This is a genomic window from Maribacter algarum (ex Zhang et al. 2020) (assembly GCF_005885635.1).
Taxonomy (GTDB): Bacteria; Bacteroidota; Bacteroidia; order Flavobacteriales; family Flavobacteriaceae; genus Maribacter_C; species Maribacter_C algarum.
Genome location: NZ_VATY01000001.1, coordinates 1,810,594 through 1,835,448, shown reverse-complemented (window position 1 = coordinate 1,835,448; position 24,855 = coordinate 1,810,594). Strand labels below are relative to the sequence as shown.

General features: G+C 36.9%; 19 protein-coding genes. 3 read left to right on the top strand and 16 right to left on the bottom strand.

The features are described 5' to 3' along the window. Positions 1-43: 43 nt before the first annotated feature. The 8 genes from FEE95_RS07925 to FEE95_RS07890 form a co-directional block, all read right to left on the bottom strand. On the bottom strand, positions 44-1,384 hold the full coding sequence (locus FEE95_RS07925; RefSeq protein WP_138657337.1) for a DUF3526 domain-containing protein: 1,341 nt from the start codon (positions 1,382-1,384) through the stop codon (positions 44-46). Further along, positions 1,385-2,824: an ABC transporter permease gene (locus tag FEE95_RS07920; protein ID WP_138657336.1), complete on the bottom strand. Its 1,440-nt coding sequence runs from the start codon at positions 2,822-2,824 to the stop codon at positions 1,385-1,387. 2 nt (positions 2,825-2,826) lie between these two features. Then, a complete protein-coding gene (locus tag FEE95_RS07915; protein WP_138657335.1) occupies positions 2,827-5,325 on the bottom strand; it encodes a TonB-dependent receptor domain-containing protein in 2,499 nt (832 codons plus the stop codon). Positions 5,326-5,329: 4 nt separating this feature from the next. Continuing rightward, complete coding sequence (locus FEE95_RS07910; protein WP_138657334.1) at positions 5,330-6,019, bottom strand: ABC transporter ATP-binding protein; 690 nt, start codon at positions 6,017-6,019, stop codon at positions 5,330-5,332. 242 nt (positions 6,020-6,261) lie between these two features. Then, the gene (locus FEE95_RS07905) at positions 6,262-6,495 is read right to left on the bottom strand and encodes a hypothetical protein (protein ID WP_138657333.1); all 234 of its coding nucleotides are present in this window, start codon (positions 6,493-6,495) and stop codon (positions 6,262-6,264) included. A 220-nt stretch (positions 6,496-6,715) separates the two neighbouring features. Beyond that, the gene (locus tag FEE95_RS07900; RefSeq protein ID WP_138657332.1) at positions 6,716-7,372 is read right to left on the bottom strand and encodes an NAD(P)-dependent oxidoreductase; all 657 of its coding nucleotides are present in this window, start codon (positions 7,370-7,372) and stop codon (positions 6,716-6,718) included. Further along, positions 7,369-7,839: an SRPBCC family protein gene (locus FEE95_RS07895; RefSeq protein WP_138657331.1), complete on the bottom strand. Its 471-nt coding sequence runs from the start codon at positions 7,837-7,839 to the stop codon at positions 7,369-7,371. The genes FEE95_RS07900 and FEE95_RS07895 overlap by 4 nt, the downstream gene beginning before the upstream one ends. An 82-nt stretch (positions 7,840-7,921) precedes the next feature. Continuing rightward, positions 7,922-10,093 carry a TonB-dependent receptor gene (locus FEE95_RS07890; protein WP_138657330.1) on the bottom strand — a complete coding sequence of 724 codons (2,172 nt, stop codon included), beginning with the start codon at positions 10,091-10,093 and terminating at the stop codon, positions 7,922-7,924. Positions 10,094-10,443: 350 nt separating this feature from the next. Here FEE95_RS07890 and FEE95_RS07885 point away from each other — a divergent pair, with 350 nt between their 5' ends. Continuing rightward, positions 10,444-12,927: a hybrid sensor histidine kinase/response regulator gene (locus tag FEE95_RS07885; protein ID WP_138657329.1), complete on the top strand. Its 2,484-nt coding sequence runs from the start codon at positions 10,444-10,446 to the stop codon at positions 12,925-12,927. On the opposite strand, the gene FEE95_RS07880 is transcribed toward FEE95_RS07885, so the two are convergent. Further along, positions 12,902-14,263 carry a sigma-54-dependent transcriptional regulator gene (locus FEE95_RS07880; RefSeq protein ID WP_138657328.1) on the bottom strand — a complete coding sequence of 454 codons (1,362 nt, stop codon included), beginning with the start codon at positions 14,261-14,263 and terminating at the stop codon, positions 12,902-12,904. The genes FEE95_RS07885 and FEE95_RS07880 overlap by 26 nt on opposite strands. Before the next feature lie 451 nt (positions 14,264-14,714). After that, positions 14,715-15,020 (bottom strand): hypothetical protein, encoded by a 306-nt coding sequence (locus tag FEE95_RS07875; RefSeq protein WP_138657327.1) that lies wholly within the window; start codon positions 15,018-15,020, stop codon positions 14,715-14,717. Between the two features lie 444 nt (positions 15,021-15,464). On the opposite strand from FEE95_RS07875, the gene FEE95_RS07870 reads away from it, so the two are divergent. Both FEE95_RS07870 and FEE95_RS07865 read left to right on the top strand, forming a co-directional pair. Next, a complete protein-coding gene (locus tag FEE95_RS07870) occupies positions 15,465-16,484 on the top strand; it encodes a S41 family peptidase (protein WP_171037001.1) in 1,020 nt (339 codons plus the stop codon). 145 nt (positions 16,485-16,629) lie between these two features. Further along, positions 16,630-20,319: a TIR domain-containing protein gene (locus FEE95_RS07865; protein ID WP_138657325.1), complete on the top strand. Its 3,690-nt coding sequence runs from the start codon at positions 16,630-16,632 to the stop codon at positions 20,317-20,319. A gap of 343 nt (positions 20,320-20,662) precedes the next feature. Here the strand turns inward: FEE95_RS07865 and FEE95_RS07860 are convergent, their stop codons facing one another. The 6 genes from FEE95_RS07860 to FEE95_RS07835 all read right to left on the bottom strand — a co-directional run bounded on the left by FEE95_RS07860 (position 20,663) and on the right by FEE95_RS07835 (position 24,809). After that, entirely contained in the window at positions 20,663-20,926 is a 264-nt protein-coding gene (locus FEE95_RS07860) for a hypothetical protein (protein ID WP_238474518.1), read from the bottom strand. A 273-nt stretch (positions 20,927-21,199) separates the two neighbouring features. Next, positions 21,200-22,741 carry a DUF4301 family protein gene (locus tag FEE95_RS07855; RefSeq protein ID WP_138657323.1) on the bottom strand — a complete coding sequence of 514 codons (1,542 nt, stop codon included), beginning with the start codon at positions 22,739-22,741 and terminating at the stop codon, positions 21,200-21,202. Further along, positions 22,738-23,301, bottom strand: coding sequence for an AAA family ATPase (locus FEE95_RS07850; protein ID WP_138657322.1), 564 nt, complete (start codon positions 23,299-23,301; stop codon positions 22,738-22,740). The genes FEE95_RS07855 and FEE95_RS07850 overlap by 4 nt, the downstream gene beginning before the upstream one ends. Beyond that, on the bottom strand, positions 23,262-23,894 hold the full coding sequence (gene pnuC, locus FEE95_RS07845; protein ID WP_138657321.1) for a nicotinamide riboside transporter PnuC: 633 nt from the start codon (positions 23,892-23,894) through the stop codon (positions 23,262-23,264). Before pnuC ends, FEE95_RS07850 begins: the two co-directional genes overlap by 40 nt. Next, positions 23,878-24,138 (bottom strand): thiamine-binding protein, encoded by a 261-nt coding sequence (locus FEE95_RS07840; RefSeq protein WP_138657320.1) that lies wholly within the window; start codon positions 24,136-24,138, stop codon positions 23,878-23,880. The genes pnuC and FEE95_RS07840 overlap by 17 nt, the downstream gene beginning before the upstream one ends. Positions 24,139-24,167: 29 nt before the next feature. Beyond that, positions 24,168-24,809, bottom strand: a complete 642-nt coding sequence (locus tag FEE95_RS07835; RefSeq protein ID WP_138657319.1) for a 4'-phosphopantetheinyl transferase family protein — start codon at positions 24,807-24,809, stop codon at positions 24,168-24,170. Positions 24,810-24,855 lie beyond the last annotated feature (46 nt).

The following is a 24,855-nucleotide window of genomic DNA, read 5'->3' as shown; positions in this document are numbered from 1 at the left end:
AAATTTGAAAAGCGCCCAAATTGTATCCCTGAATTCTAATTTTCTATAATTTTCGAAGATTCAACAGAGCTAAAGTCCCCATTATAACGACAATGAATAATGTTGGCATCAATATGTAAACCCAGTTAACATAAGAGGTCGGCTTATAAAACTTGGCCGCATGATTTTGCCAATCAACGGAATCTGCAGGGTTATTGTCAAAGACTTTCGGATAAAAATTTACCCGTAAACCTTCGTGAAATTCCTTTAGTCCTTTCAAAAATTCCAAATGACCTATCATATCAGTGCCCGCCACGCTATTGAAACTTAGTTGTGCGTGCATCGTTGGGATAAAAAGAGCCACTTTTTCACTCACTGTATTGCGCAGCATGACTTTTTCCATCATTTCATTGCTGGTTTCTTCAGCAGCTAAGTCGCCCATATGCTGCATTCCGTAATACCAAATCCAGCTGAATTCTTCTTCTGGAACTGTATACCCTTTATATTGGGGATAGGCTTCAAAAAAACCAGTCATCGTGGCATCCTTCTCCATGTCCCATTTTTCATGATATCCATCACGTTGTTCAACCATAGCTTCAAGCGCTTCAGGAACTTGATAGGTATTGAGTACATAATTATTCACCATTGCAGGTATCAAAACCGTCAAAACAACCCAAATCGAAATTAATGCCAAAGCATTAAAACTAGAGTTTTTTCGAAATGACACTACAAATAAGCATAAGGAACTCCAAAAGAATACATACAAGATACTTTGAAGGAATATTGCCCAAAAATTTTCGTTCATTGGAATACTAAGAACACCATTGGCCAATAGAAGTAAGAAAATCAATATAGCAAACACAAAAAGTATACGTATACCGAGTTTTTTAAGTAAGAATTTAGCTTTACCTGAGGTTTGAGCAGTTAAAATTCGCCAAGTTCCTAGTTCTTTTTCTTCAGAATACAAGTTAAAGGTCATGGCGATAAGCACCAATGGAAAAAGATAGATGATGACAAAGCCTAAGTCTAGATTTCCCGACATCAATAGCGATGGATTTTCAAAATCCGTATCGTATTTCTGCCCTTCCAATCCACGAATGGTTACCGCTTGCAATAGCGGGTTCACATCACTTTGACCAATTGAAATGGCACCAATGTTACTGGGTTGTTTTATCAAGGTAAAGCGCAGATAATACAGCAATAAACCCAAGTCGTCATTGTGGTAATCAAGATTTCTTTCAATGCTCTTCTGTTGAAATTCCTGAGCAGCGAGAATTGCTTTTTCTTGTTTTACTAAATACTGCTTGCCAATTAGAATGCTAATTACTCCAACGGTAATCAGTAAGACTAGGCTTATCAGGAATATTCTTGTTCGAAAAAACGATTTAAACAATAAACTATACATCTAAATGGCCTTAAGGTTAGTGGATATTCTTAAAAGTCCGTAAAATGCCACCACTCCCCATAATAACAAGGCGAAGATGGAAATTTTCTCGTTCTGAAAAACTTTGGAAACCGATAGTAAATCATATTTAAAAGGTGGAAATTCCTTCCAATAATTATTGGAAATAACGTTAGGTCCTTCTTTTCCCTTATTGGGAATCAAATCCATCTGTAATTGGTTCATTTCTTGCGCCAAATTATAGCGATACGTTTCCGCCTTTGATTTGAAGTACAGAAACGATTTAAAATCTGTTCCCGAAAAAGCCATCGACAAATTCTTAATAGCCGTGTACGGATTTACAAAGGCGGAATAGCGTTCCAAATTGTTTTGTTGTTGGTAGACTTGATATAAACGCTCTTGATGGTCTTTGTAAATCTCAGTGCTTAATTTTTCACCTTGAGCCATAATAAATCCACTGTAGCTAAAAGGCAAGTCTTCTACCTTTTCTACCTTGTAAACCAGCAGCACGGAATCTTTTAACGCCTTAAAATGTGGGTCATCCGGATTATGGCTATCGCCCTGTTGAATCAAATCATGTTCAACAGCTGTCTCCATTTCAATTTTAGAGGGAGTAGGATATAGGTAATACCCCATGGCCTGTAGCGATTTAGGTACGATGATTACAAATAACAACCAAATACCCAAAAGTTTTACCAATGCTCCTTTAGCTGTTATACTAAAAGCCGACACCAAAATGGTAATGGTACTGAGAATGGCAAAAAACAATACATAAGAAATGAGGAGAACCGCATATCTTGATACGTTATCCTGAAACATGCCATTATGCGATTCTATGAGTACAAAAAACAGTACCAAAAGAAAAATCGAAAAAAGAAAGATTAGGGATAAGCCAAATAGCCCTAACCACTTTCCAAAAACAATTTCTTTTCGGCGAATACCTTGGCCAATCAAGAGTTTCAGAGTGCCATTTTCCCGTTCACGGGCTATGGCTGCAAAACCCAAATAAAAGATTAGTAGAGGAACAATAACTTTTAAAAGCATTGCTAAACTCACTTCACCAAATCGCAGAAGCCCTGTTGACATGCTAGCTTCTGAAAAGTTAACTGTGTTCTGCTTGTGCGCCTCTAAGAAGATGGCATTCCCCACAAAATTTTCCATTCCCAAATCAAAAACACTTAGCACATGTTTTAGCCGAAGGGCAAAAGAACCATAGTGCGCCATACGATGCGGGTGCTTATCGGGATTATTTTCCCAACTTTCCTGCACCTCTTCTTGAATTCCTGTTCTTGTGAAGTTCTGGTCGTGATAATTTTCCCAGCCTGTATAAGCAGAAAAAACCAATAAGAATACCATCAGACCCAAAGCTACATGCATAACTTTGGACCTAAAAGCATCTTTCCATAGTTGTCGTGCCAACAAATAGATAACATTTTTTCGCATTACTAAAATTTGTAAGTGGCGTTAAGTAAAACATTTCTTGGCGCACCTGGACCTAACCTAGAAGGGTTAAGACCACCCAACCAATAGGTCTCATCAAATAAATTGTTCAACTTCAAAGTCAATTGAATACCTGTATTATTAGGCCTATAATATACAGCAGCGTCAAAAATCGTGTAGGATGGTAGTAGTACCCTATCGGTGGCGTAAGTTGGATTGTACCATGTAAATCTTTCAGCTACATGCTGAGCACCAAAACCAATGCCAATGCCTTTTAGGGTAGTATTCATAAAATCATAGCGTCCCCAAAAATTGGCAGTGTGCTTTGGCGCTCCTCCGATTGGTTCTCCAATAAACTCTTCTATGGCATCTTCTACAATTTCAGCATTTGCAAAACCATAAGACGCGGTAAGATTAAAGTTTGGTGCTACGTAACCTGAAATATCCATCTCAAAACCTGTACTTCTCTGCTCACCTCGTGTTGTCAGGTTATCTAAATCATAGGTATCCCCCAATAAGAGATTTTTTTGAGTGATATTAAAAATGGAAAGGTTGGCAAATATTTTCCCGTTTAAGAATTCTCCTTTTGCACCTACTTCCGTTAAGCTACTTTCTAAAGGGTCAAATCTGGCAGGTGAAGCAGCCCAAAAGAAACCTTCCGCAGTTGGTGACAATGAAACTGTATTGGTATGCGGTTGAAACCCTTCCAGGTAGGTTGCATACGCACTAATACTATTCGAAACTTCATAGGTTACACCTATTCGAGGTACAAAAGCATTAGTTTTAAATTCTTCTTCATCCCCTTTATAATCAAAAATATCAGTGAACGATTCATAGCGCAAGTTCAATAAAGCTGAAAATTTGCCTACTTTAAATTGGTTTTGAATATAAAAACCGCCTGAAGTATTCAAATTAGCAGGTATTGATAATTCAGAAAGATTATAATCGCTGACATCTCTAGCACCATTAAAAGGATTAGCTAAATTAAAAAATGCTGCTGCTGGTTGCGGAATGGTAACACCATCAACAACAATTTGTTCAAAATTAGCTGCATTGGCTGGGTCAAAATTAGACTGCCCACCACCGACGGTTAAATATCTTCTGGCACGCAAGAAGCCAGCTCCGATTTTTCGTTCCCAACGCGTAGCATCATAGCCCACTAATAGTTTATTGGTAACCTTATTACTTTTTATATCATAGGTAAAATACGCACTGAAATTATCGGTTTCCCAATATTGTTGCCGTTCATCATATCGCAATCTTGCTAGGGTAGGAATCACAGTGCCATCAATATCAACAATACTGCCACCAACTCTATGCTCGGCTAAATCTTCATCCCAAGTTTGCTTCATAAACTGTGCATTAAAACCAAAGTTGTCCGTAAACTTCTTACTAAAGCTGGTCATAAAAATGAACTCTTTGTTTTTATAATGGTCACTTGATGCACCAACATTCATAGTAACAGGGGTGCTATTCAAATCAAATTCACCATTAAAAGCACCAAAAATTGGCTGACCTCTATCGAGATTGCCTTCGGCATCACTGTAAATCATTTCTACATTTAAGGACGTAGTTTCGTTGGGGATATAACTTAAAGATGGTGCAAACAAAATTGCATTATTATTGACAACATCTCTAAACGAATCTGCCTCTTGAATAGCAGCATTAAATCGATAAAGTAATGTCTTTGATTCATTTAAAGGTCCGGTAAAATCGGCTGTAGCTCTTAAGGTTCCAAAACTTCCCGTCGTTAAAGACACTTCACTGCGCTTTTCGGTCAACGGCTTTTTAGTCACCATATTTACAGTACCTCCTGGATCTGCACTTGAAAAAGTTACAGATGATGGCCCTTTTATTACCTCAACCCGCTCTAAATGCGAGGTGATTGGCTGTAGAAAATAATATTGGCGGGTTCGCATTCCATTGAGTACTTGACCATCATCTGCCTGTGTTATACCACGAATATTATAGTGATTATATAGGCCCGTAGCGGTAACATTACTTACCGTTTTAACCGCATCCGGCAATTGAAACGCAAGTCGATCTGCGATCAATTCCTTGGTAACAGACGTTATCGCTTGTGGCAATTCCTTATTGGCAATGGCCACTTTTGTTGCCGAAAAAGAATAGTCACTATTGTAATCTGTTCGAGCGCGACCTATTACTTCGACGGATTGTAATTGCTCGACACCCTCCTCCAATACAAGTGTTCCTAAGTCATAGGTTTGATTTTGTTCGAACGATTGTTGTAAACGCAACGACATCATTCCAACGTAGCTAATATCGATTTGATAGTTGCCGGCTTGGGAGAGTTCAAACGTAAAACTTCCATCGTCTTGGGATACGGTGCCGTTCTTTGTTCCTGAATTTTGATTTGTGAATGAAATGGTAGCTCCTAAAATCGGTTGACTATTTGCGTCAGCAATTTTCCCCTCAACGGAGATTTGGGCGAAAGCCATGTTTAGGGTAAATAATACTATTAATGTGATGATATAATTTTTCATAATTTTATATTGTTTCTAAGTAAAGTTGATTTAATTGACCTGCATCTATTTCATTTGCATTTAACTGTTGTACCAGCGAGCCTTCTTTCATAATGCCTATGGTAGTTGCTAGTTCTACCGCGTTGAATATGTCATGGGTAGCCATAAAAATCACTTTACCCATTTGTGCTAATTCTTTACAGATTTTTGTGAATTCAGAAGTTGCTTTTGGATCTAAGCCTGAAGTAGGTTCATCCATGAAAATTACTTCTGCATTCTTGGCGAGTGCCACAGCTATACCTACTTTCTGTCGCATTCCCTTAGAGTAAGATGATAGTCTTTTGTGCTGTGCATCTGACTGTAAACCTGTCTTGGTTAGAAAGTTTTCTAACTCAGATGTGGTGTATTTGAATCCGGCCAAGCGGCTAAAAAAGTCAAGGTTCTCCGCGCCGGTGAGGTTTCCATATAGTTGTACTGTTTCCGGTATATATGCCGTAAGGTGATTGGTGTCGTCTACGCCCACCTCCTTATCACCAATAAACGCCTGGCCATTATCCATTTTAATAAAACCCAAAAAGATATTGATGGTAGTTGTTTTGCCTGCGCCATTTTGACCTAAGAGGCAAAATATTTCACCTTTGGCAACTTCAAAGGAAACAATTCTCAATGCCAGTTTTCCTTGATAAGACTTTGTGATATTTATTGCTTTTAGCATACTATTTATTGAATTAATAGAAATTGCAAATTGTACAAACACCAAGACTTACTATCGCTAGTAATCATTGGCAGTCTGAATTTGTTGAAGATGAATCTTATAGAAAGAGATGTAGCCCATGGTATACGCCATATTTTTGAAAGTCTTGTTAGACCAGCAAAAAGTGGTAGATGCCAACCATCTAAATAATTAACTGGGTATACCTATCCCATAAATTGGGATATTATTTCAATAAAAATGGACTATGAGAGTTGTGGGGGAGGACGGGTAAAATGATAACCGGATAAATATTTGTTGTTAAAAACAACATTGGGAGCTGTACCGTTCTGTTTTTGCTCCGATAAGAAGTATTCCGTTTGAGGTACTACAGCGATGTCCGCTTCAAGCAGCGGAGTAAAACTAACCGCTGTAGTGATATGACAGATTTCGCAATGCTGCACATCGGCCTCATCAGTATGCGGGGCCAGTGCATGCAATCCAACCACCTTGAAGAACAAAATCAAGGCAATATAAAACAGAGCGATATTCGACTTACTGCTTTTCTTCACAAGATAAAAATATGTATTATTTTGAACTATCTATAAAATTTAAGGCTTTTTCAATCAATAAATTGCCCTGATGACGTTACTAAATACTACGACATATGCAATATCAACTCTTTTAATGGTCCAAATGTTTTTATTATTTCGAACTAAGCTAATAGTCACTCGAAATGGTTGGAAGCTTCCTAATCAAAGTGTCATCTTCCAAAGTATTGACCATAAACTCTCCTACTGACCTTCTACTGATTGTCAATTTTGGTTTCGGCTTATGTCCGTAACTAACTAATATTTTCTGTGGTTTTATTTTATTGATTAGTCCAACGGGTCTGACTATTGTCCAATCCAAATTAGATTGTAACAATATTTTCTCTTGTCTTTCATGATCGGTATAAGCGGCTCCAATATTGCTATGACCTATCATCCAACGAAACCAAAAAGGAAGATCTGAATTGGTCGCATCAACTCCCCATGCGGAACAAACAACAACTCTGCCAATTTGATGTTTTTCCGAAACTTGAATAATATGATGCATCACATCGGATAAAAAGGAAGCAGGGGTTCGCAATTTCGCCCATGGAAAATCAGAAGTTCTTGAAATATTTAAAACACTAATAATTGCTTTGCAGTTTTCGGCAGCCTTTGACAGCATCGACTTATCGGCAGGAGTTCCGTGAAAAATGGTAAGATTTTCCTCTGCTGTAATTTTGGTACAATCCCGAACTAAAATATGAACATTGTAACCTTTTTTCAAAGCTAGTTTGAGCACCCATTTACCAGTTCTTCCCGTTGCGCCAAGGATTAGTATTCTCATAGAATTTCCCTCCACCTTTCTGATTCTGCAAACTCTTTAATAGCAGCATTTCTCTTCTCTAAGAATTTGGTCATGTACTTTTTGAGAAACAGAGCATCAGCAAGATTCCCCAAAACACCAAAAGGGGCATGATAATCAAAAAGGTCTTTCATGGATACTACGCCATTTTCCTCCGAAAAAAAATGCTCATGTCGAAAACGTTTAAAGGCACCTTTCACCATTTCATCAGCAAAATATGTAGGACTTTCTACTGCGGTAATATGCGACGTCAAATTTTGTGTTATTCCCAAATGTTTAGCCCTCCACGTAATAGTATCATTGACTTCTACCAAACCGGAAGTTCTACCTGCTATAGCTTCCTCATTCGTATGGGCCGTAGAAATCTTGTGTAGGTCAACACTTCGGGATAAATCAAAAACAATATGGATATCTGCTTTTATCTTAGTTTCTAGATGAATCTTGGGCATGTTACAAATGTACCCGATAGCCAACTGATAGTCAAGAAAACACTTTCCTTATTCCCGCCTTATTCGGAGGGAAACTCTTGTCTTAAAAACTAATTGTTGCTCCTAATAAAAAGTTTGTTCCCGCCTGCGGATAATAGCCTGCACCTTCAACTGTTGTTATCGTTCCAGGATTCGAAAAATCATCATCAAACGTAAAGAAATACCCATTGGTGACATTAAGTTGATTAAATACATTATTGACTAATCCCGATAAGGTGATGCTTTTTACAATTGAATTGAATTCGATAACATACTGTATGTTCAAATCGGTTTGCGAATAGGCATCCAAGGTCGAACCTTCCGAATCGATGTTTCCCATATATTGTTTACCAACATATTTGGTCAATGCAGAAACTTGAAAACTTTCGGCGGGACTATAAGTCAACCGATTTCCTAAAACAATATTTGGTGAAAAGGCAATATTGGTGTCACCCAAATTCTGTAATACACCATCACGTTCAAACTTGAAATCTCTGTTCTTATTAGTACTCAATGCAATATTGGGGCTCCACTGAAGCTGCTCTCCCAAATTCAAATTAGCATCAATTTCCAAACCTAAACGATAGCTGTCACCCACATTTTCACGAAGCGGTGCGCCAACCTCATTTAACTGACCCGTAAGTACCAATTGATTTTTGTAGTTCATGTAATACAGGTTTGTACTCACCTGAACATCAGAAGAAACATAACGCCAGCCCAGCTCTAAATCATTCAATTTTTCTGGTTCAGGATTTCCATTTTCATAGTCATTACGATTTGGCTCTCTATTGGCAACCGCAAAAGAAAGATATAGGTTGTTATTCTGATTTAGGTCATACGTAACACCGGCCTTGGGGTTGAAGAAATTGAAGGTATCATCAACTAATCCTGTATCATCTCCATTAGCCTCATAGCCAACAGTACGGTATTGTAAATCTCCGAAAAGGCTCCATTTTTCATCCAATTTATAGTTAGCTTTTGTGTAGATATTGAAATCAGTTTTGGTAGAACTGTCATCGTAATAGCGGTCACGAATATTACTATTGCCTGCAAAACGTGCCCAAATTACCTCACCGAAATGGTCTCCTTCATACTTGTTATACCCTCCACCAACAATGAAATTTACTTTGTCATTGATATAGTTTGCTGAAAATACGGTCCCATAGAAGTTATTATCTAACCATCTTCTTCGAATAACATCCGTGGTATTTACTTCCTCCCCATCAACTGTAATTGGGGTAAATCCGTAGGTTGAAAAATCATCATCCTCTTTGAATTGTTCGAAATATCCTCTACCCCTCGTGTAGTGTAGGGCGATATTTGTGCTCCAATTTTCATTTAGCTTCTCATTCCACAAGAGTTGGGCATGGTCTTGCTTGTAATTATCCTCTTCCTTATCGTAGAATTGTGTGTTTCCGTTTTCGTCGGTATAAATTCCTGCAGGATTAAAAGTTCTGTCCGATTCTAAGGTAGCAGCATCAATTCCGAACCAAGATTGATAGGTAATTTCATGTCCGCCAAAAAGTAATGCTTTTATCAAAGTGTTATCGTCTTTATAGCTTCCCTGAAGAAAATAAGATTCCAACTCTGAGGATGCTCTGTCAATATATCCGTCTGAAGTAATTCTTGATAAGCGACCTGCGATTTCGACATGGTCTCCTAGAAGTCCCGTACTGAATTTTAAGTTATTGCGAAGGGTATTAAAACTGCCAATGGAAGAAGAAATTTGCCCATATGCTTCTTCGGAAACTCCATCCGTCAACAAATTCAAACTTGCTCCAAAAGCTCCAGCTCCATTCGTAGAAGTTCCTACACCACGTTGCAATTGCAAACTTTCTGTTGAAGATGCAAAATCGGGCATGTTCACCCAAAAGGTACCTTGCGATTCGGCGTCATTATATGGAATTCCGTTAATCGTAACATTTACTCGTGTCGCATCACTACCTCGCACTCGAATACCTGTATAACCAACACCCGCCCCTGCATCGGAAGTAGTAACTACAGAGGGTAAGAAATTCATCAGAATAGGAATATCTTGCCCTAAATTGCGAGGCTTGATTTGTTCTTTTGTTAAGTTAGAAAAGGTAATCGGAGTTTGATTGGTTACTCGAATTGCCGATACAAATACTTCGTCTAAAAAGACTTTTTTACCTACTAAAGTATCTGTTTGCTGTTCTTGGGCCTGTGAGGCCATCGTTAACCCAACTAAGGCTAAAATTGTGACAATAGGTTTCATTCGTACTAATTATTTAGTGACGAATAAAAGGGGCTATTATTCTAGTTAAAATTGATTTTGTCCATTTAAGGACTTTTGATTCCAAATTAGGCTAGCCATCGCATCGGCTGGCCCCTCGCTAAAAATGTCTACTAGACATTTTGTTAACGCTCGGTCCCTTAGCGGCATTACCCGCCCAGGTTCATTGGGTATAATCTCAGCCTGATTTAACAAGCACCCCTTTGAGATGAAACAAAGGTACTGCCGAAATTCAACTTTTCAAGGCAAAATCAACAAATAATTAACTTTTCACAAAAAACAAAATAGCTGTTACATACGTATATAAAAGCAAGGGTATTGAGACACACCGTATGAACGACAAGTCAAAGAACAAATTCACTTTCAAGATTATATTTAGCTATTTGGTTTTGGCCATTCTTGCCTTGGCCTCTGGTTACTTTATTTATACAGAAATAAACACCTATTTATCTTCTGAAACTGCCGAAGAAAACGACGCCAAACTACTAAAAACAGGCTCTTTCCTTACACATCTTTATGAAGCGGAAAGCCTTTCGAAATTAGCACTACAGAGTAAAACGAAGCGGAATTTTAATGCATATTCACAGAAAATCGATTCCATTTTTATAGAAATCGAAAGTCTGAAACAGCTTACCAATAGTGTTAATCAAAAGGGACTTTTAGATAGTGTTCATATCCTGCTTGAGCAAAAGGTTGCTAACAGCAATGAGCTGCTAAACCTTAAAGTAAAAAATGACGCTAATAGTTCCATAGACAAGGCGTTAAAGGAGTTTTCTAAAATGGAAGCTTCTTTAGGTAAAATTACGGCGGAGGGACTTGCACCAAATATCAACGAATTGTCGCCAAAAGCGCAAAAGGTAATCCGTGATGTGGCAGCATATTTGAATGCCAATGTGCCCGAGAACAATGATAAGATTGCCAATTCAAAGCAAGTTGATTCAATTATCAACGCATCTAAACTTTTGTTGGCCAAAGCAAAACGGACCGATTCGAAGACGCAACGTTTCCTTGCGCAGAAAGAAATGCAACTCAATCAAAATGACCTGGAACTTTCACAACAATTGCGGACTATAATTTCTGCCTTTGAACAGGAAGTTTTGGCAAGTACTTTTAACGACAATCTAAAAAAGAAATCCGCACTAAAAAGAAGTATCCGTTTAGCAGGCTTTGCCGCTTTATTAGGCCTAATTGTAGTAGGCTTGTTTGCCTTTTTAATCAATAGGGATTTCTGGCGTATACAAACCTACCGACAGAAACTAGAGAAAGAAAAAAAGTATTCCGAATCCTTATTAAAAAGTAGAGAGCAACTTATCTCAACCGTTAGTCACGACCTTCGTTCTCCTTTGAGCACTATCACTGGATACACTGAGTTGATGGAAGGTACGGAACTCACGCACAAGCAGGAACGTTATTTGGGTAATGTAAAATCAGCCTCGGACTATGTGGGTAATCTGGTGAATGATTTATTGGATTTTTCTAAACTCGAAGGTGGTAAATTGAATATAGAGAGCGTTCCTTTTATAGCGGCGAACCTCATTCAAGAAACCGCTGAATCACTGCAAGCCACTTATAACAGTAAAAAGTTGAAACTGTTTTTAGAGATAGACCCGAAACTGCAAAAAACAGTTTTAGGTGACCCGTTTCGTATACGTCAAATATTGACCAATTTAGTTGGAAACGCCTTTAAATTTACCGAAGAAGGACACATCACTATAAAGGCCAAAGCCTCTTCTTCTCGAGGAAAATCATTACTTGCCAAAATAGAGGTCTCCGATACTGGCATTGGGATTGCAAAAGAAAAGCAGCACCTTATTTTTAACGAATTCACACAAGCAGATTCCGCAACAGAAAAGAAATTTGGGGGCTACGGACTTGGTCTAACTATTTCAAAAAAATTAACGGAACTGCTAAAAGGTACTTTGACTTTGGAAAGTAAGTTGAGTAAAGGAAGCACTTTTACACTTCAACTACCCTTGCAAATTACAAATAAATCAGTAGAGCAGAATACAGAAGTTTCCTATCTGGTTCCAAAATTACGTTTACTTATTATTGATGACGATACCGCCCTATTGGGAATGTTACAAGAACTTACGGAAAGCATGGGTATGACAGCCCATACCTTTACGAATTTTTTACAAATTGAAAAGGATTCCCATTTAGGATATGATTTGGTATTGACAGATATTCAAATGCCGCAAATAACAGGGTTTGAGGTCTTGGAAAGATTGCGGTCTGGGGAATTCAAACATTACAAAAAGCAGCCTATTATCGCTATGACTGGCAGAAGGGATTTGGAATCAGAGGCCTATACCTCCATTGGTTTTGACCAAGTACTTCAAAAGCCTTTTTCTAAAAGAGAACTTATCGGTATGCTAAAGCTACTTGGTTTTCAAGCCAAAGAAGTAGAAGAAGTTCTACCTACTGCTTCCACAGCAACGGACGCTTCGAAAGAGAAAGTTTATGAGCATTACGATTTGGGCATAATACATTCTTTTTTAGGCACAAATGAAGATGCTATTCACGAAGTGTTGCAAACCTTTTTACGGGACACGAGAACAAATATGAAACTTCTAGAGGATGGTATTTCTACATTAGACTATAACCAAGTCAATCAAGTGGCGCATCGCATGCTTCCTATGTTTCGGCAATTGAAAATATCCATCGTTCCCACCTTAGAACGTTTAGAGCTGGCCAAATCAAAAACTATGAATAAAGGGCAATTGGCGGATGCTTTGCATCTTGTAAAAAAGAAGACATCAGTACTTACGTTAGAAATTGAAAGTAAATGGTCTACAAGTCCAAATTATAGTGATTGATTTTATTGTAGAGTGTTTTGCGGGTAACTTGTAGTAGTTTCGCAGCCTTGGATTTATTGAAATTTGTCTTTTTCAATGCCTTGATTATACGGTCTTTTTCAAATTCGGATTTTGAAAAATTCTCATGTTTTATAGGTCGCCCATCTGACTCGATTATCTCTCGTGGAAGTACAGCTAACTCCACCTCGTCCCCTGTGGTTAATAAAACAGCTCTTTTTACCACATTTTGTAATTCCCGAAGGTTACCAGGCCAATGGTACTGTCGAAAAGCATCCCAAACTTCGTTTGAAAAACCATGCACATTTTTATCCAAATTCATATTCGCTTTTTCGAGAAAATGCTCTACAAATAAGATCAAATCATCGAAACGCTCTTCTAAAGAGGGAATATGAATCGAGAATTCGTTCAAACGATGATAAAGGTCTTCACGGAAAGTTCCTTTTTCAACCGCGTTATTTAAGTCCTCATTGGTAGCCGTAATAATTCGTAGGTCTACTTCTATTTCTTTGGTGCTTCCAACACGCTTTATCTTTCGTTCTTGAAGGGCGCGCAAAAGTTGAATTTGATTTTCGTAGGATAGATTTCCTACCTCATCTAGAAATAATGTTCCTCCATTGGCAGCTTCAAAATTTCCGACTTTGTCTTCAACAGCTCCCGTAAAACTTCCTTTGATATGACCAAAAAACTCACTTGTTGCCAATTCTTTCGGAATTGCTCCACAGTCAACCGCAATAAATTTAAAATCCTTTCGAGAACTGTTATCATGAATCGCCTTTGCCGTAACCTCCTTTCCGGTACCACTTTCTCCCGTTATCAAAACCGACATATCGGTAGGTGCTACTAAACGCACATATTCATCAAGCTTTTTAGAAGCTTCGCTGATACCCTTTACAACTTTCGAAGATTTAGAGACATATACTTCTTCTATGGAATCGGTAGCCTTTGGCTTTTCACTTCGAATTTCTTTTTCTTCGGATTTTCCCTCCAAAGCTTTCGCAATTAGTTTGACTATTTCATCAGGGGTAAAAGGCTTTGCGATATAATCAAAAGCTCCTTTTTTCATTGCGGAAACCGCGCTTCCAACCTCCGCATAACCCGTCATTACAATCACCGGAGTGTCTTCATTTATCCGCTTAATATCTTCAAGCAATTGTATGCCATCATAATCAGGAAGACGCAAATCAGTCAGCACCAAATCAAAATCAGTCTCTTCGAGCTTTGATTTCGCCTCTGGCGCGGTGAAACTAACCGCTGTGGTATAACCATGTTTTGTTAAGAACTTCTGCAACATTTGACAAAATGCGGCATCGTCCTCAATAATCAAGATGTTTGGCATAAAAACTTTCTCGTTTTAGGTATGTACGTAAAAATAGGGCTTGAAAGCTCTTTCTTTTTTAAAATAATACTAAAGTTTGGTGTAAAACCCCTCTATCTAAGACAGATACGGAAAGAAAAAACCCTTTGAATAGTATAGAACAAAAAGGCCTCACCGTGAAAGTGAAGCCTTTTTTGACCATTTTGATTGAAGGGCAAAAGCAATCAATGATCCATGATTATTAGCATTGGTAGGGAGCTAATTGAATCAACATTTTGGTAGTTTTATTAAACCCTGCCTTTGGCAGGTTTGGTTCGACTTGTTGAATTAAGAAGCATGATACACTCCTTTATTCAGAGTCTCACCAAAAAGAAAGGGTTCGTGCATACACGAACCCTTTCAGACCAAACCAACTTGATACAAAACAAATAACTCAAGTTTTCTTTTTAAGCCTTCCTGCCGATGGCAGGTCTTATAGTTCTATCCAATTACCTTCAGCGTCTGCGTATAAGGTGCCAGCAGTTCCATCTTCTAAGGAAACTTCTAGTTTATACTGTGATGCTTCGTTTACATAAGCTTTATCGATTTTTGCTGTAGGATAATTTTTAGTAACTGCTGCTGTAACTGCTGCTGGCAATTCGTCAACGGCTACTTCGGAAAAATCATCTTGAGCTGCTACTGCTTCAGTTGCTACTTCTTCAACAGCTGCTTCAGCTTCCTGGGCGAATGCCGTCATAGTTCCAAAAGCCATAAGTGCTACTAACATTAATTTTTTCATGATTCTCAATTTTATGTTCATAATTAAATTCACAAGAAGTATTGAAAATATGATACCAATGTTGGATTAAATTATAAATTATTGATAATCAATTATGTATAAAATTGAATGCTAAACTAAAGTGTATAATAGTGGGTATTTACACAGGATAATGTATAAAAAGTAGGCACACTAGGTGGTACTAAAAGAAGCTACAAAGCCAGTTTGCACACGTTCTGTTCATATCTCAATCCTAGTATGGAACCACACCCAATATTGAGGAATATTTAAACAACGAAAATGTACCCTTAAAATTTAATATTAATAATGCTAGCAGATAATAATGTATGTGAAAATATTTGTTTCTATATTTATTTTAATGATAATCAAATAAGTATCCACGTTAAGCCAAAAAAATTGCAGCTAAAAATTTGCTGCTTTTCGGATACTAAACATTGTACAATTATGAAAAACTACTGGAAATACATTTTAGTAAGCTTCTTGATTTCAAATTCATTCAACTCCTATGCACAAAAATTAGAAACAAAATCAACGCTTGATAAAATAATTGAACACGCAGAAAATAATTCACTCTATCGAAAAAATGTTGATTGGACTTCCTTAAAAAACGAGATGTATGCTCTAGCAAAAGATGCTGATTCAGTGCCGCAATTAAAACCAGTCCTTGATTTAATGTTAAAAAAAATGAATGATAGTCATGGCCGTGTTTTTCATAAAAACCAATATCTGTCCTACTATACCGGAGAAAAAAAAGAACATCGAAAAAACATGAATTCAGAGACGTACAATGAAATACAGTCTATTCAAGTTTATAAATTCAAAGCCACATATTTAGAGGACAACATTGGATACGTTAGAATTATCGGATTGCCAGTGGGCGACAACCAAAAAATGTCAAATGACATTCAAAATGCCGTTTGTGAATTAGTAGAAAAAGGGGCAAAAAAATGGATTATAGATTTAAGATTTAATGGTGGTGGAAATATGTTTCCTATGGTTGAGGGAATAGCTCCAATCATTGGAGACGGAATAGTTGGAGGTACCAAAGGGGCCACGGAAGATGAGAGTTCAATTTGGCAAATTAAGGATGGAGACTTTTACTATGATGAACAAAATGTCGCAATAGAAAATAAGTGTCCTATTACGGAAGTTCAAAAAATTGCAGTATTGACCAGCGTCTATACGGCAAGTTCAGGAGAAGCTTTAGCCGTTATCTTAAAGCACAGACCAAAAACAAGGTTTTTTGGTAATAAAACGTTGGGCATGACTACAGCAACCGACTATACACAAATTGATAGCTTAACTGCAATGATGATTTCAGTTAGTTATTATAAAGACCGAGAATCGAATGTTTACCGTGATTATGTTGATGTGGATGAAGTGGTTACGTTCAAGCCTGAGACAGCTTTGAACAAAGATGAGGGAGTAAATCAAGCAATTGAATGGCTTAAACTGAAAAATTAGTGAGTAGAAATCCGCTACTATTCATACACAAGACCGTTAGGTGTAATTGAACAAGCTTAAGAAACACCAAATCACTTGAAGTATATCTTAATTTGAAAATCATTTTATTAAACTTATATTTTCTGAATTAATATCCTCTCATGACATGACTTATAAAGCATTCATATCTTACAAGCATGGGAAAAGTACTGAGTTTGCTAGAAACTTGGAGTTGGCATTAAAAAACTATGCAAAACCACTATTTGCTCGACCAATCAAAATATTCAGAGATGAAAATCATCTCGTCCCCGGCAGCGATTTAGGCAAGTTAATAGTTCAAGCTCTCGAACAATCATCTTATTTTATTTTATTGGCTTCTCCTTCCGCCGCAAACTCAGAATGGGTTAAGGATGAAATAGAAAAATGGTGCGATAAAAAATCTAGAATAGACAACTTGATTATTATACTAACTGATGGAAATATTGAAATTAATTCCTTAGACAAAACTATTGATTGGAATAATACCAATGCACTACCCCTTAATTTGAAACAATATTTACCAAATGTACCTTTGTTTATCGATTTAAGATGGGCAGAGTCAATTGAAAACCAAAGTTTACAAAATCCAGACTTTAAGAAAGAAATTAACAGAATTTCTGCGAAGTTGAATAATAAAGACCCTAACGAATTGATGGGAATCGAAATTATTGAGCATCGTAGGACGATTCGGATCCGTCGTATAACTATTTGGGTCTTATCCTTTTTACTACTAGTTTCAGGGGTTCTAGGTGTTACGGCTTATTTGGGAGGTGAAGCTGCTAAAAAAAGTCGCACACTTTCGCTTGAAAATTTACAAACATCCATTTTAGAACAATCAAACAGAGCTTGGGATAATCGTCAAACTCTTCAGGCTGATCACTATATCTCTCAAGCTGTAGCACTTGGGAAAAATAGAGAAGCACAGGAACTCTATTTAGAGGTAATGTCCAGAGGAGTTGAATACGTCAGGAAATTACCCAATTCGAATTCAAAACTAGCACCTGTCATCATGAACGATTCAACCATTTTAGCTCTAAGCCGTGATGGACGCATACGTACTTATTCTATTGATTCACTAGTTCAACAAAATGAATTTGAATACCCGATAAATAAAATTATGTCTATGGGTGTTGATGTACGAACGGGTAAAATAGGAATTGGTGGAAGAGGAGGGGAAATCGGATACGGGTCGTTAGACAATTTAGATTTGTTAATTCCAAATGCACACGTAGGCTCAATCCTAGAAATAGCATTGACTTCTGAACCTCACCAAATTATTTCAGTAGGTAGTGACAACACAATTAAAATTTGGAATGTAAAAACAAGATCCCCAGAATTTCAATTCAAAATACCGTTACCTGGAATCAAAACAGCTAAAGTATTAAATGAAAATAAGATTATTGTAGGTGATAAAGAGGGGTTTCTAAGACTTTACAATTCCAAGACCGGAATACTAATTAATCAGAAAAAGGTAAGTAATCTTGAAATCGAGGCTATTTCTGCTAGGAAAAATAATTCATTATTTGCTGTTATTACACTTGATGAGTCATTTCGAGAAGCACGTGGTCGTGGTCATAGAGCTATTTTGTGGAATCCCTTATCTGATTCCCTAATTAAGTTGCCAACAAATTTGACATTTGAAGCCATTGCTGGTTTATCTTTTACTCAAAATGGAGATACTTTAATAATTCCTGATAAAGAAAAAAGATTCTTTATTTACGAAATCGATGAACATGGGAATTTTTTAAAACTTCATGAAAAAAAGCACGACTTGAAAGGAGGTTTGTGTTTTACTAACGATGGTAAATATATAATTTCAAGCAATGAAGGAATTAAAAAAAGATTAATCAGTTCCTGGAATGTTGTCGCGGAAGCAAAAGGTCACTCCTCCGGTATTTGGTATTCAGAATCTTCTCCTACCGGAAATTATTTTGTAACAAGTGATGGGGATAAAAAATTAATTCTATGGCATGCAACTACAGGTGATCAAGTATGGAAAATCACACTTCCCGAAATCGGTCATACGCTTGACTATTCGTTTGATGGAAAAAGTATTCTAGTTGATATGAAGGGTAATAGCACACTTGTAGTTGATGCTCTGAGCGGAGAGATAAGAAATGTAATTTACACTGAAAATAATTACACAAGCACTAGAAAGACCTCATACAACCCAACCAAAGACGAAATTGCAATACTACAAAATGAACACACTATTAGATTCATAAATTCGTATGGAAATGAAACCAGAGGACCTCTAAATATTTCAGACTCAGTTAATACAATTATGTTTAGACAGGATGGAAATTCTTTATTTTTCATTACGGATAAAGTTCGATTAAATGAAATAGGGAAAAACAATGTTATTAAATCTTATGCCCCAATAATGAATGAATCTTATTCTTCAGATATTGCCTCATCAGATGATGGTAAAATAGTAGCTGTAAATACGAAGGGAATTATTTACGTCTGGTCAACTGACAAAATAGGCAGCACCAAGTATACAAAGAATTTGGATTGTACAGCAATAGAATTTTCACCTGATAGATCAAGAATAATGGCTTCTTGTTATGGCTATTTTGAAGAATGGGATGTAAATGAAAACCTTACACTAAATAAGCTACAGTTTTCAGAGGGAAATCTCGGATGGATGGGTAAACCTACTTATTTAATGTCTGGCAATAAGGTGATATTACCAGATGAAGAAGGAAATGTTTCACTTTGGAATTTAGGTTATGGAGGATACGTAAAAAGCATCTTTTTTTCAGACCGAAACCATAGTACTTACAATTTTTCTCCCCAGGAAGAATTTCTGCCAAATCAAAATCTAGCTATTAGTGGAAGAGATAATAAAGTTCGAATTTATGATATCAACACCACAAATTTAGTAGCTATTTCTGCTAATTTAGGAAGTACTATTATAGAAATAAAGTATGATTCAAACTCGCAAAAACTCCTTGTTACGACTGAAAATGGTCTGGTTTTCGAAAGCAATATTGATACATATGAATTTCAAATAAAACTTGTAGCTAATCCAAAATCAGTTAGTGAAATGACCATAATAGGAAAAAACAGATTTGCAGTTGCATATGATTACATTGACAGTACAAAAACCCCATATATAACTACAGGTCATATTCAAGTATTTGAAGGCAAAATACCAGGCACAAATTTCAAAGCGCATGAACATAAAATTACTAATTTAAATTATCTCCAAGACCTTGGCGTATTGTTATCCTGCTCAAACCGTAAAATTAAAATATGGGATGATTCCTTTAAATTAATTCGGACGATTGACGACTTTTTAGGTACCGTAATCCATACAAAACTATCACCAGATAATTCTTTATTGTTTGTTGTCGCACGTGATGGAGTTTTAAGGGTTTACGATACAAATAGTTGGCGTTTATTGAAAAGTATGACTTTGTCTAACTCGACAAACCCATATTTAGAACAAATAGATATAAGCCCTAACAACCAGTTTGCTGCAGTAGCGACCTATGGTGGAAGTTGCAAAATTATTTGTTTAAAAAATTGGAAGACTATACTAGATTTACATGGACATGAAGATGCGTGGATGAGGACAAGTAAGTTTAGTCCAGATGGTAAATGGTTAGTGACGGCTTCATCTGATAATTGGCTTAGAATATGGGATTTTCAGAAGATTAACGCACTCATAGAAGGACGAAATTCAGATTTATTAAAGGATTCAAAAGAGCGTACACTTATTCCACTCAATACATCTGTTCAAGATTTGCTTACTGAAATTGAGCGAGATAATTCTATTTTCAGTCTAGTTTTAAAAAGCTTCGAAGATTAGCAAAGAAGGTCTAAAAATACATGAAACAATGTATGTAAAAAATAACTGCTGCCAGCCAAAAGGCCTTCCCATTTTTAAGAAACAATAAAACAACCTAAAAAGGCGGAACATAAAATCGTTAGGGAATTTATGATAAAAATTAGGTAGTTATAGACCCTTTTTTTTAATACTTTAACCACTAGAACAAGATTGTATTTACTAATAATATTTTCGTTTTACCTACTTAGCCAAGACGACTGTAAAAAAGAGAAATAAGTTATTAACTGGCAAACAAAAAAGTCTCACCATGGGTGAGACTTTTCAATAACTAATCTAACTAACTTGATGTTCTGAGAGAACTACGTTACATTTCAATCCAATTGCCTTCGGCATCAGCATAAAGTTCAGCTGTTTCACCATCTTCTTTGGCAACTTCTAATTTGTACTGTGCAGCTTCATTTACATAAGCCTTAGAAATGGTAGCACCTGGGTGAGCCACCTCTAGAGCTGCAGTAATAGCTTCAGGTACTTCTTCAAGAGCGATTTCAGCGAAAGCATCTTGAGCTTCCATTACTTCAGTTGCTACTTCTTGAACTGCTGTTTCTTCTTCTTGTGCGAATGCTGTCATTGTTCCTAATGATAACGCCGCTACTAAAAATAATTTTTTCATTTTAATGTGTTTTAAAAATTAATATGTATCTGTTTTGTTATCTAGTATAGAGGGAAAATGATGCCATGACAAAATTGTAACCTCATTTAATTATAATTATTTGATTTTAAGTCAATTACATATTTTTCATTTCGATTGGATGATGTATAGGGGTGTGTAAGAAACCTAAAAAGTGTGTAACAATTACACACTTTTTAGGTTCAATCCTTGCTTCTGCAAAGTTTAAAGAAACTATCTTACTTGGTGAGAAGGTTTTAGCAAATCATTGACGGTTTTAACAGGGTTAAATGTCAATAAGGGCACCTCAACAAAGATAGTATTCCAGTAGGCCATTGCTCCATTCCATAGTCCAGGCAACTCTAGCGCTTTTAACTCCTTGCCATCTTTGGTCTTTCCTGTTATAAAACCTTGTCTGGGATCTATAAAATTCATAAGGTCATACTTTTCTCCCTTGTAATTTCGCACACCACAAACCAAGTCTACTGGATTAAAATGAGTTGCCTGAGCTACAATTTCATTTTGATCTTCATTTGAAGCGTCCATCTGGGCAGATTCAACTATCTGCAAAGAGACCCTATTCTTCGCATCTTTAACCCAAAACGGACCACCACCGGGCTCGCCTTCATTTTTGACCATTCCACAAACACGGATAGGCCGGTTAATTTTATCCTGAAGTATTTTTACTTGCTCTTCAGGACTAAACGAATCGTATGAATCAGTAAATCGAACATTTAACTCTTCCTCCAAAAATTCTTTGATAGTAATGAGCTGTTCATCTTTGACTTTATGTTCATCTAAAAGTTTTGCATATATAAAAGCTTTTTGCTGCAATCGAATCAAAAACCCGGCAAGCACCTTTTTACTATTGGTAACAACCTGGGCATTTTCTGGAACAACTACATTATCAATATTCTTGATAAAAATGATATCGGCATTCTGCTCATTCAAATTTTCAATCAGGGCACCATGGCCACCAGGTCTGAAAAGAAGAGACCCATCCGAATTTCGGAAAAGAGTATTGTCTAAATTAACGGCAATCGTATCTGTAGAAGATTTTTGGTACGAATAACTAATATCAAAGCTCGTCTTGGTCATCTGAGAAACTCTTGTATTAATGGTTTCGTATTCTTTATTAAAGAGCTCGGTATGCTGTTCTGAAATCGTAAAATGTAATTTTGCCACACTACCGGTTTTTGCATAGACAGAACCTTCAATCAAATGTTCTTCAAATGGAGTGGCGGTATGTCTTACATGTTTATGAAACGGAAGGAGTCCCTTTGGGTAAAAACCATAGTTTAAACCTTTTTCAGAGAGCATTTCCTTTACAAATTGATGTAGCTCTTCTCCTTCTGAATCAAAACTACTCCCTATACGTTCAATAACAGGAAGAAGAAATGGAAAAGATTCCATCTGTTCATGAAACAGTTTTAGGTCCTTATCACCCGTTCTTTCGAAATAGTCTTTTAGTTTCTCTTCCGATGGATGATAGGCGTCAAGAAAATTAAAAAGCGCCTTGAACATGCGTGATGCAGCTCCAGAAGCTGGCACAAATTTCAATAAAGTTAATCCGGTTTTTGCCTTATCGAATTCCGTTATTAAGGACTTTTCTTCCGTAGGTGAAAATTTTGAAATGCCATCCCCAATAATTGCCGCTTTTTCTAGATTGACATAGGGAATTCCTTCTCTAAATGTCTCTAACTGATCTCGTATTTTGTCTTTTGTAATCCCTTTCGAATGAAGATATTCTAAATCACTTTCTAAAAGTAAACTCATTTGCTTAGCAGTTTGTCAATATGTTCTATGGCCGTATTTAGTCTGGTCTTTTTATCTCCGGTTAAAGTAATAAAATTTCGATTGTATTTTTCCAAAGTCTCCTTGAAATATATGAACATTCGTTCGCGCTCATTAGGCTTATCACGCAAATCATCACCGACCCAGGGCACGTCAATGTTAGTAAGCAAATACAAGTCATACGTATTCTGAAGAGCATACTTCTCTAAAGTAGGATCGCAATGACCTACATAATATGCCTCTGAATACACTTTAGTTTCCAACAAATCGGTATCGCAAATCAGGACATCGGTTGCCTTTTTAGCCAGGCTATTTTCCAAACGCATTTGTCCCTCTGCTATGGGCAACAAATCATGCGGCTCACAAGTCTTTCGTTCATTGTTCCATTTATTTTGAAGATATTCTCTGGCATACTCCGGCACCCAAACTGTATGGTAATGCCTTGCCAATTGTTCAGAAATTGTAGTTTTCCCTGTAGATTCAGGACCGAACAAAACTATTTTTATGATGTCTGTAGGCTCTTGTTTAAACTTTTTCTCCATGCAAAATAGGCTTGTACCGCTATTATCGTAAATATAACATATTGAAATGATAGCATTCCCCATCCGCGATACGCATACAGTGGAATCGTTATAATATCAGCAATTATCCATAAGGTCCAGTTTTCTATCTTCTTAAGCGCCATATACCACATTGCGGTAAAGAACATTCCAGAAGTGAAAATATCAATATAATTTGATGGTTCGATTTCGTTGCCAAAAACCTTATAGACGCCAAAATTGATTAGCATGGTTGCCAAAAAAAGCCCAAGGCCGATTCCTTTTTCTCGTGTCGATGTTCTTGAAATTTGAACTACAGGTTCATTATCTCTTTTTCGAGACCAATTCCACCAGCCATAAATACTCATCGCCGACCAGTAAAAATTCATCATCATATCACCGAGCAATCCATCTTTAAAAAACAAATACACTGTGATTACGGTCGCAATGAGTCCGGTGGGATAAACAAGAATGTTTTCTTTCTTTGCATACCAAACACTAAGAATTCCTGTAACCAAAACAATAGCTTCGAAAACTATTACATAGGTCTCTTTATCACGGTAGCCGTCGAGAAAAAAATCAAAAATGGGGTTCATAGGCGCTTCGGTCAGATTTGACAATTTTCATAAACAACAAGCCTTTATCCATTAATTCAAAAGCAGTTTTCACCTCTGTTTGAAGTACATTCATGACTTCGTCGTATTCTCCAAAAAGCTGGGTGCTCAAAGGGTTTTCTAAAATTGTAAGTCCAGATGCCCGTAGTTTTTTAATAAAACCAATGATGTGCTCCTCAAAGTCATCTTGCAAAGGAGAAAAAGTAAGTTCTACGGATATTTTCATTTTTTAATTTGTTGATTGTAAAAAAACTATTAACTGTCAAGTAAGCGAAGTGCATAGACACAAGTGAAGCCTTCAAATTCCAGAAATCGAATATCAAAACTGGTACGTTTTCCTTTGTATAAAACCTCTCCTGTTGTGGTATCATCTGAAAGCGAAAAGTCTTTGATATCGATATGATTTATGAAGCTTAAGCCTTTTTCAGCATAAATTTTATAGAGAGATTCTTTACACCCCCATACAATAGTGAGTTTCCGAACAAGGGCCTCTGAATTGGCAATAGTTCTATATTCCTCGATTGGAGTGAATTTGTGAGCAATGCGTAAAATCTTATCGCGCTGCATTTCAATATCAATACCAACCTCATCAGTTTCACTGACAATAATACCAGTAAATTGATTAGAATGCGTTATGGAAATATGATTGCCGTCTTTTAAATGTGGTTTTCCCACTTCGTCATAATAGAGGTCTTTGTCCACATATCCAGCTTCGGCCATCAAATGCCGAATACTTAAAAAACCCCTGCGATGCATTTCCGATTTCATTCCGTACATACGATTCTGACAATGAGGTGTTAATTCAATGCCTTCGGCAAGTTCGTTTTCAGATTCCTCAATCTTCCAAATGTAGACTTTTATCGACGGACCGACCTTTAGTGAGTTGTAAAGAGGCATTTATTAATATGGTATTTTGTACCTTTGGGGCCGCGATATTCGCGAG

Bases quoted from the DNA above. Each gene is read 5' to 3' on its own strand.
- FEE95_RS07910 (WP_138657334.1), bottom strand. From the start codon at position 6,019: ATGCTAAAAGCAATAAATATCACAAAGTCTTATCAAGGAAAACTGGCA.
- FEE95_RS07860 (WP_238474518.1), bottom strand. From the start codon at position 20,926: ATGACAGCATTCGCACAAGAAGAAGAAACAGCAGTTCAAGAAGTAGCA.
- FEE95_RS07865 (WP_138657325.1), top strand. From the start codon at position 16,630: ATGACTTATAAAGCATTCATATCTTACAAGCATGGGAAAAGTACTGAG.
- FEE95_RS07840 (WP_138657320.1), bottom strand. From the start codon at position 24,138: ATGAAAATATCCGTAGAACTTACTTTTTCTCCTTTGCAAGATGACTTT.
- pnuC (WP_138657321.1), bottom strand. From the start codon at position 23,894: ATGAACCCCATTTTTGATTTTTTTCTCGACGGCTACCGTGATAAAGAG.
- FEE95_RS07880 (WP_138657328.1), bottom strand. From the start codon at position 14,263: ATGCCAAACATCTTGATTATTGAGGACGATGCCGCATTTTGTCAAATG.
- FEE95_RS07925 (WP_138657337.1), bottom strand. From the start codon at position 1,384: ATGTATAGTTTATTGTTTAAATCGTTTTTTCGAACAAGAATATTCCTG.
- FEE95_RS07895 (WP_138657331.1), bottom strand. From the start codon at position 7,839: ATGCCCAAGATTCATCTAGAAACTAAGATAAAAGCAGATATCCATATT.
- FEE95_RS07885 (WP_138657329.1), top strand. From the start codon at position 10,444: ATGAACGACAAGTCAAAGAACAAATTCACTTTCAAGATTATATTTAGC.
- FEE95_RS07835 (WP_138657319.1), bottom strand. From the start codon at position 24,809: ATGCCTCTTTACAACTCACTAAAGGTCGGTCCGTCGATAAAAGTCTAC.
- FEE95_RS07915 (WP_138657335.1), bottom strand. From the start codon at position 5,325: ATGAAAAATTATATCATCACATTAATAGTATTATTTACCCTAAACATG.
- FEE95_RS07875 (WP_138657327.1), bottom strand. From the start codon at position 15,020: ATGAAAAAATTAATGTTAGTAGCACTTATGGCTTTTGGAACTATGACG.
- FEE95_RS07855 (WP_138657323.1), bottom strand. From the start codon at position 22,741: ATGAGTTTACTTTTAGAAAGTGATTTAGAATATCTTCATTCGAAAGGG.
- FEE95_RS07850 (WP_138657322.1), bottom strand. From the start codon at position 23,301: ATGGAGAAAAAGTTTAAACAAGAGCCTACAGACATCATAAAAATAGTT.
- FEE95_RS07890 (WP_138657330.1), bottom strand. From the start codon at position 10,093: ATGAAACCTATTGTCACAATTTTAGCCTTAGTTGGGTTAACGATGGCC.
- FEE95_RS07870 (WP_171037001.1), top strand. From the start codon at position 15,465: ATGAAAAACTACTGGAAATACATTTTAGTAAGCTTCTTGATTTCAAAT.
- FEE95_RS07920 (WP_138657336.1), bottom strand. From the start codon at position 2,824: ATGCGAAAAAATGTTATCTATTTGTTGGCACGACAACTATGGAAAGAT.
- FEE95_RS07900 (WP_138657332.1), bottom strand. From the start codon at position 7,372: ATGAGAATACTAATCCTTGGCGCAACGGGAAGAACTGGTAAATGGGTG.